An 8,364-nucleotide genomic window follows, 5' to 3' on the forward strand; every position below is an offset into this window, starting at 1 on the left:
TTTTTTTTGCTGACGGCAGAAATGAAAAGACCGGGAATTATCCCGGCCTTCAGCATCTGACGCCTTAAGGGCGAAAACAATCAGCGACTACGGAAGACAATGCGGCCTTTGCTCAGGTCGTACGGGGTCAGCTCAACAGTCACTTTGTCGCCCGTCAGAATGCGGATGTAGTTTTTACGCATTTTACCGGAGATATGCGCGGTTACCACGTGACCGTTTTCCAGTTCTACGCGGAACATAGTGTTAGGCAACGTTTCAAGTACGGTGCCCTGCATTTCAATATTGTCTTCTTTGGCCATCTAGTCCTCTGGGGTATCACTACCGTAGTTTTGAACCGGCAAGATAATGCCGAAGTTCATCATGTAAGTAAAGTTTTACGTATCTACCCTGAATCATTCACCTTGCCGCAAGGCGCATAGTCAGCGCAGCGGCTACGGAAATATGACGGGTATGAATCGCCGAAGTAGTTTTGGCGCATTGCCCGGGACACACACGGCCATGCCGCGTGACAGGCGCAAACGTAAAGGGGAGTGACAGAACGATGGGCGTTATCTGACTCTTATTATTCCCAAACGGCGGCGGGGCAACAGGCAGAAGCTACTCTACCGCGCAATTATACCATCCTGACGCAAAATGTGCTGAAAACATTTTATTATCCGCCAGGAAATAGCACCCGCGGCACCCAAAATCGCTCGGGCAGTCGGTAGCCGCGTAATACCGACAGATAGTCCAGATAATCGCGGCGGGGAATATCCACTGCGCCTAATGACGCGGTATGGTTGTTCAGTACCTGACAGTCAATTAATTTACCGCCGCTGTGCGCAAAGTCCTGGCAAAATACCAGCAGCGCGGTTTTGGAGGCATTTTCCGCCCGGCTAAACATCGATTCGCCGCAAAACAGCGCTCCCTGCGCTACGCCGTACATTCCTCCCACCAGGGTATTCTCCTGCCAGACTTCAATGGAGTGGGCATGACCCAACTCATGCAGCTGGTGATAGGCGCGAACGATACTGCTGGTTATCCAGGTGCCTTCGTCACGATCGCTGGCGCAGCCCTCAATCACTTCGCCAAAGGCGTGGTTGAGCGTGACCCGGTAGGGCGAACGCTGATGAAAGCGCTTCATGCTGCGGCTGAGATGGAATTGCTCTGGCCAAAGTACCGCCCGGGGGTCGGGCGACCACCAGAGGATCGGGTCGCCAGGGGAAAACCAGGGAAAAATACCACGCTGATAGGCCATCAGCAGCCGCGCGGGGCTCAGATCGCCGCCGAGCGCCAGCAGGCCATTAGGTTCTCGCAAGGCGCCTTCCGGAGAGGGGAAGGCGATAGAGTGCCGGGAGAGCTGAACCAGACGCATTTTAACCTCAATACGCATCAGCAAAAATTAGATAATAGAATAGCCTACAGACGCTGTTTAAACTGGAAGTACCGGCCCTGTTTAGCGAGCAGCTCCGCGTGACTACCTTGCTCAATTATCTGGCCGTTGTCCATGACTATTATCTGATTAAAACCCGCCAGGCCCCGCAGGCGATGGGTCACCATCAGCACGGTTTTGTCGCGCATGACATCTGCCAACAGATGCAGGATCTGGCTTTCGGTGGCCGCATCCAGACCTTCTGTCGGTTCATCGAGCAGCATCAGCGGCGCATCGTGGAGCAGCGCGCGGGCAATGGCCAGTCGGCGCAGTTCGCCGCCGGAGAGCTGACGCCCGCCTTCGCCCAGCCAGCCGTTAAGACCACCATCTTGCAGCAGTTTTTCGAGACCCACCTTCTCAAGGGTAGCGCTGAGATGAGCGTCATCCGCTTCAGGCGCCGCCAGCAGCAGGTTGTCGCGCAGGGTGGCGCTGAACAGGTGCACGCGCTGCGGCACTACGCTCATTGCCTGCCGCAGAGTGGCTTCGCTGAGGCCGGAGAGCGGCTGATTGTTGAGCAGAATCTCTCCCTGTGACGGGTCCCAGGCGCGGGTAAGCAACTGCAACAGCGTCGATTTTCCGCAGCCGGTCCGGCCAAGAATGGCGATGTGCTCTCCGGCGGCAATCTGCAGGGAAATATTCTCCAGGGCAGGGGAGGGCTGCTGAGGATAGCGGAAAGTGACCTCCCGAAGCGTTAGGGCCACCTGCGCTGGCGAACTGGCTTCATCTTCGACAAAGGTGACCTCCGGCTGCTGGTCGGTAATCTGCGAGATCCGCCGCGCGGAGGCGATCACCTGGCCTAAATGCTGGAAAGCGCCAGTAACCGGCGCCAGGGCTTCAAAAGCCGCCAGCGCGCAGAATACGAATAGCGCGATCAGCGCCCCGGGCTGACTATTGCCGCCGACGCCGTCTGAGGCCAGCCAGAGCATGGCCACCACGGCGATGCCACCGATTAACAGCATTACCGCCTGCGAAAGCGCGGTCAGCTCGGCCTGGCGCCGCTGTGCATCCTGCCAGCTCAGCTCGGTCTTTTCCATTTGTGCGCGGTAGCGGTCGCTGGCGTTAAATACCATCAGCTCCGCCTGACCCTGCAGCCAGGCGGTGAGCTGTTGGCGATACTGGCCGCGCAGCTGCGTCATACTTTCGCCGGCTGGCTTACCTGCGCGATAGAACAGCGGCGGCATAACCAGCAGGGTCGCCAGCATGATACCGCCGAGCGTCAGCGCGAGGGTGACGTCGAGCAGACTTAATCCGCAGGTGACGACCACAATCACCACCAGCGCGCCGACCAGCGGCGAAATGACCCGCAGGTAGAGATGATCCAGGGTGTCAACGTCGGCCACCACCCGGTTGAGCAGCTCACCCTGGCGAAAGCGCGCCAGCCCCGCCGGAGAGAGGGGGAGCAGTTTGCTGAAGGTGAAAACGCGCAGGTGCTGCAGCACGCGAAAGGTAGCGTCGTGGCTGACCAGGCGCTCAAAGTAGCGCCCGGCGGTACGGATAATTGCCGCGCCGCGAACGCCCGCGGCAGGCAGCATATAGTTAAAACTGTAGATCCCGGCGACGCCCACCACCGCTGAGGCGGAGAGGAACCAGCCGGAGAGCGTCAGCAGGCCGATGCTGGCCAGCAGGGTCACAATGGCCAGCACGACGCCAAGCAGCAGCATCCATTTATGGCGTTTATAGAGCGCCAGATAGGGTAAAAGTGCGCGCATTTAAATCTCCTCCTGACGATGGGCCAGCAGCGCCGAGAAGACCCCACCAGCACGGGCCAGCGTGGCGTAGTCGCCTTGTTCGATAATCTGTCCGTCCTGCATCACCCAGACGTCGTCCCAGTCGGCCAGCCCCTCAAGCTGATGGGTGACCAGCAGCGTGGTTTGCTCACTGGAAGCGTGGATCAGGGCCTGCATGACTCGCTGTTCGCTATGGGCGTCAAGGCTGGCGGCAGGTTCATCCAGCAGCAGCAGGCGGCACGGCACCAACAGCGCGCGGGCGACCGCGATACGCTGCGCCTGGCCTACCGACAGACGCCCCGCCTGATCGCCTACGGCGGTATGGATCCCCTGCGGCAGCAGGGCGATAAACTCGCTGACCCAGGCCTTGTCCAGCGCCAGCCTAAGCTGTGCTTCGCTAGCTTCGGGCCACGCCAGCAGCACGTTTTCCCGCAGCGTGGCGGCAGGTAACTGCGGATTCTGTCCTACCCAGCTCAGCAGGCGGCGCCAGCGCTCAGCGTCCAGCTCGCGCAGCTCTACGCCGTTGACCATCAGCGACCCCTCATAGGGCAGAAAGCCGAGCAGTGTATTCAGCAAAGAGCTTTTCCCGGATCCGCTCTGGCCGACCAGCACCACGCGAGCGCCGGCGGGCAGCGCAAAATTAAGCGGCCCCGCCAGAACTTTACCTTCCGGAGATTTGATCACCAGGTCGCGCGCTTCCACGCTAATCAGATCGTTGTCATTTAACGTTTTCTCGCCACGCTCTACCTGGGTCAGCGGCGTTTCCATAAACGTTTTCAGGCTGTCTGCGGCGCCCACGGCCTGAGCTTTGGCATGGTAGAAGGTACCCAGGTCACGTAACGGCTGGAAAAATTCCGGGGCGAGGATCAGCGTCAGGAATCCGGCCATCAGCGTGACGCCCGCGCCATAGTGGCCGAAGTTCAGCTCGCCAAGGTAAGAAAAGCCAAAATACACCGCTACCAGCGCAATGGAGAGGGAGGTGAAAAACTCCAGAACCCCGGAGGAGAGGAAGGCCAGACGCAGGACTTCCATGGTGCGTTGGCGAAAATCCTGCGAGGCGTCGCGAATATTATCGGTTTCTGCCTGACCGCGATGAAAAATACGCAGGGTTTCCATGCCGCGCAGGCGGTCGAGGAAGTGGCCGCTGAGGCGGGCCAGCGCCTGGAAGTTACGCCGGTTGGCGTCGGCGGCGCCCATCCCGACCAGCGCCATGAAAAGCGGGATCAGCGGGGCGGTGCCGAGAAGGATTAGCGCGGCGGCCCAGTTAATCGGAAAAATAGTAATAACGATCAGCAGCGGTACGCAGGCCGCCAGCGTCATCTGGGGCAGGTAGCGGGCATAATAGTCGTGCATGTCGTCGATTTGCTCAAGAATAAGCGTTGCCCAGCTGCCGGCCGGTTTGCCCTGGATCCACGCCGGGCCTGCCTGCTGGAGGCGGTCAAGAACCTGGCGGCGAATTTCATAGCGAATATGCTGCCCGGCCTGAAAGCCGACCCGCTCACGCAGCCAGACCACCCAGGCGCGTAGTACAAAGATCAGCACCAGCAGCGTGAGCGGCAGCAGCAGGGCGGTCGCTGGAATATTCTCCATCACCATCCGGTGCAGGATCCGCGCCAGGAACCAGGCCTGCGCCACGATCAGCAGACCGCTCGCCACGCCAAGCAGGCGGGAAATCATCAACCAGCGACGGGAGATAATGCTTTGCTGTTTTAACCAGCGGGTTAACTCTTGTTGACGGGTTTTATTCATTGCGCGCTTTGCAGGTGTCGTTATCGGAGTATTGGGCACGGCAATGTTACATCGCAGCAAAAATAAAGGCGACTTTTCGTCGCCTTCTTTACCTTTGTTACTGACTTGTAAAGATTATTTGCAAGCGTCAGCCAAACCGTCGAGGTAACGCTCCGCATCCAGCGCCGCCATGCAGCCGGTGCCCGCAGAAGTGATGGCCTGACGATAGATATGGTCCATGACATCGCCGGCGGCGAACACGCCCGGGATGCTGGTCTGGGTCGCATTGCCGTGGATACCGGACTGCACTTTGATGTAGCCGTTCTCCAGCTCCAGCTGGCCCTCAAAGATGGCGGTGTTCGGGCTGTGGCCGATGGCGACAAATAAACCAGCCACTTCCAGGGACTCGACATTGTCGCTGTTTTTGGTATCGCGCAGGCGCAGGCCGCTGACGCCCATCTGGTCGCCGGTCACCTCTTCGAGGGTACGATCGGTATGCAGCACGATGTTGCCGCTTGCCACTTTATCCATCAGGCGTTTAATGAGGATTTTTTCCGCACGGAAGGAATCGCGACGGTGGATCAGGTGTACCTCAGAGGCGATATTCGACAGATACAGAGCCTCTTCCACTGCGGTGTTGCCGCCGCCGATCACCGCCACTTTCTGGTTGCGATAGAAGAATCCGTCGCAGGTAGCGCACGCGGAAACGCCGCGGCCTTTGAAGGCTTCTTCGGAAGGCAGGCCCAGGTAACGGGCGGAAGCGCCGGTGGCGATGATCAGCGCGTCACAGGTGTACTCGCCGCTGTCGCCTGTCAGACGGAACGGGCGGTTTTGCAAATCGACGCGGCTGATATGGTCGAAAATGATCTCGGTTTCAAATTTTGCGGCATGCTCGTGCATGCGCTCCATCAGCAGCGGACCGGTGAGATCGTTCGGATCGCCTGGCCAGTTTTCCACTTCCGTCGTGGTGGTCAGCTGACCGCCTTTTTCCATCCCGGTGATCAGCACCGGCTGCAGGTTGGCGCGTGCGGCATAGACCGCCGCGGTGTATCCCGCAGGTCCAGAACCAAGGATAAGCAGTTTACTGTGTTTGGCTGTGCCCATGAGATCCCCATAATAATTGGCATACATTGGGCTGGGATTGTAGGGAATTTGTTGTCGTAAAAAAAGAGCACAGCGATTTTGTTAACGATGTGTGCAATAGAAGCTGCCAATGAATTGGTGATTTTCCCGGCAAGGAATATAACTATTTCTACTGTCGGCGGGACAATTATAAGACGAAAAAATGAGAATCAACCAGGGCGGATGATGAATATCTGGCATCTTGTACTAAAAATCGATGTTTTGCTTTGACAATCACCTGTGCTTTTGCGAAAACATTCAAGGAAGAAGAAAAGCAGTATTTAGCGTGCGGCGAATTTTCATGCACGCAAATGCCATTTTTATCCGGGTTAACGAAATCTACGCATGGTGTGGACAGACGCCATGCGTGATGTCGGTGACTGCCGTCAGGCAACGGGCTTCTCACGTACCCCTGGGTTACCCAATGTCGTACGGGTGATAACAGGATGGGCTCTGGCAGTGAAGGCTCAGAGCCGGAACAGGAGTAGGGAAGGAATACAGAGAGACAATAATAATGGTAGATAGCAAGAAGCGCCCTGGCAAAGATCTCGACCGCATTGATCGTAACATCCTGAATGAATTGCAAAAAGATGGGCGAATTTCTAACGTCGAGCTTTCTAAACGGGTGGGACTTTCTCCGACGCCTTGCCTTGAGCGTGTGCGTCGTCTTGAAAGACAGGGTTTTATTCAGGGCTATACGGCGCTGCTCAACCCGCATTATCTGGATGCATCACTTCTGGTATTTGTTGAGATTACTCTGAATCGTGGCGCACCGGATGTGTTTGAGCAATTTAACGCCGCAGTGCAAAAACTTGAAGAAATTCAAGAGTGTCATCTGGTTTCCGGTGATTTCGACTATCTGTTGAAAACCCGTGTACCGGATATGTCAGCGTATCGTAAATTACTGGGCGAGACCTTGCTGCGCCTGCCGGGCGTTAACGACACCCGTACCTACGTGGTAATGGAAGAAGTCAAGCAAAGTAATCGTCTGGTTATTAAGACGCGCTAACACGGAACAGGTGCAAACTCGACGTAGTTTGATTACACTCCTGTTAATCCATACAGCAACAGTGCCGGGGAGACCCGGCGCTGTTGTCCGTTTTAGCAGCAGGCAGGAAACAGCCTGATACCTGGAGAGCCTTTCTTGAGCCAGGAATACACCGAAGACAAAGAAGTCAAACTAACCAAACTCAGCAGCGGGCGCCGACTCCTTGAGGCGATGCTCATCCTTTGCTCCCTCTTCGCCATCTGGCTGATGGCGGCACTACTGAGCTTTAACCCCTCGGACCCCAGCTGGTCGCAAACGGCATGGCATGAGCCTATTCATAATTTAGGCGGCGCCCCCGGCGCGTGGCTTGCCGATACCCTCTTTTTCATTTTTGGCGTCATGGCCTACACCATCCCGGTGATCATCATCGGCGGATGCTGGTTTGCCTGGCGGCATCAGGAAAACGACGAATACATTGATTATTTTGCCGTTTCCCTTCGCCTCATCGGTGCGTTAGCCCTGATCCTGACCTCCTGTGGTCTGGCGGCGATTAACGCCGATGATATCTGGTACTTCGCTTCCGGCGGGGTGATCGGCAGCCTGCTGAGCACCACGCTGCAACCCCTGCTGCACAGCAGCGGCGGCACCATCGCCCTGTTGTGTATCTGGGCGGCCGGGCTGACGCTGTTCACCGGCTGGTCGTGGGTCAGCATTGCGGAAAAGCTGGGCGGCGGCATCCTGTCCGTTCTCACCTTTGCCAGCAACCGTACCCGTCGGGATGATACCTGGGTCGATGAAGGCGAATACGAAGACGACGAGGAAGAGTACGACGACGAAGAGGCGGCCAGGCCGCAGGAATCGCGTCGCGCCCGTATCTTACGCAGCGCGCTGGCGCGGCGTAAGCGTCTGGCCGAGAAGTTTACCAACCCTATGGGGCGTAAAACCGACGCTGCGCTTTTCTCCGGCAAACGGATGGATGACGGCGAAGAGGTGGTGCAATACAGCGCCAGCGGGGCGCCTGTTGCCGCCGACGATGTACTGTTTTCCGGCGCCAGCGCCGCGCGTCCCGCAGAGGATGATGTGCTGTTCTCCGGCGCCAGCGCCGTGCGCCCGGGCGATTTCGACCCTTACGATCCGTTGTTGAATGGCCACAGTATCGCTGAGCCGGTAAGCGCAGCGGCGGCGGCTACTGCCGCGCCGCAGGCGTGGGCAGAATCACCGGTGGGCCATCACGGCGCTGCGCCAGCTTATCAGCCGGAAGCCAGCTATCCGCCGCAGCAGGCGTATCAGCCTGAACCCGCTCCGTTCCAGCAGGCTGCTTATCAGCCGCCAGCGGGGCAAACCGCACCGCAGGCGTATCAGCCTGAGCCAGCGCCGTATCAACAGCC

The 8,364-nt window shown here is 57.9% G+C and carries 7 protein-coding genes; 2 read left to right on the forward strand and 5 right to left on the reverse strand.

The window, feature by feature from the left end; genetic code table 11:
- Window positions 1-80: 80 nt before the first annotated feature.
- From infA to trxB, 5 genes are all read right to left on the reverse strand, one after another.
- Window positions 81-299 (reverse strand): translation initiation factor IF-1, encoded by a 219-nt coding sequence (infA, locus tag HMPREF3140_RS19075; protein WP_001040187.1) that lies wholly within the window; start codon window positions 297-299, stop codon window positions 81-83.
- Between the two features lie 353 nt (window positions 300-652).
- Complete coding sequence (aat, locus tag HMPREF3140_RS19080; RefSeq protein WP_002898014.1) at window positions 653-1,354, reverse strand: leucyl/phenylalanyl-tRNA--protein transferase; 702 nt, start codon at window positions 1,352-1,354, stop codon at window positions 653-655.
- A 44-nt stretch (window positions 1,355-1,398) separates the two neighbouring features.
- Window positions 1,399-3,120: a heme ABC transporter ATP-binding protein/permease CydC gene (gene cydC, locus HMPREF3140_RS19085; protein ID WP_004179158.1), complete on the reverse strand. Its 1,722-nt coding sequence runs from the start codon at window positions 3,118-3,120 to the stop codon at window positions 1,399-1,401.
- A complete protein-coding gene (gene cydD, locus HMPREF3140_RS19090) occupies window positions 3,121-4,887 on the reverse strand; it encodes a heme ABC transporter permease/ATP-binding protein CydD (RefSeq protein ID WP_021441488.1) in 1,767 nt (588 codons plus the stop codon).
- 114 nt (window positions 4,888-5,001) lie between these two features.
- Window positions 5,002-5,970, reverse strand: a complete 969-nt coding sequence (gene trxB / locus HMPREF3140_RS19095) for a thioredoxin-disulfide reductase (RefSeq protein WP_002898019.1) — start codon at window positions 5,968-5,970, stop codon at window positions 5,002-5,004.
- A gap of 532 nt (window positions 5,971-6,502) precedes the next feature.
- On the opposite strand from trxB, the gene lrp reads away from it, so the two are divergent.
- Window positions 6,503-6,997, forward strand: coding sequence for a leucine-responsive transcriptional regulator Lrp (gene lrp, locus HMPREF3140_RS19105; protein WP_000228469.1), 495 nt, complete (start codon window positions 6,503-6,505; stop codon window positions 6,995-6,997).
- Between the two features lie 135 nt (window positions 6,998-7,132).
- A partial coding sequence (locus tag HMPREF3140_RS19110; RefSeq protein WP_020803362.1) for a DNA translocase FtsK 4TM domain-containing protein occupies window positions 7,133-8,364 on the forward strand: 1,232 nt, incomplete at its 3' end.

Source organism: Klebsiella sp. HMSC16A12 (assembly GCF_001808265.1).
GTDB lineage: Bacteria > Pseudomonadota > Gammaproteobacteria > Enterobacterales > Enterobacteriaceae > Klebsiella > Klebsiella pneumoniae.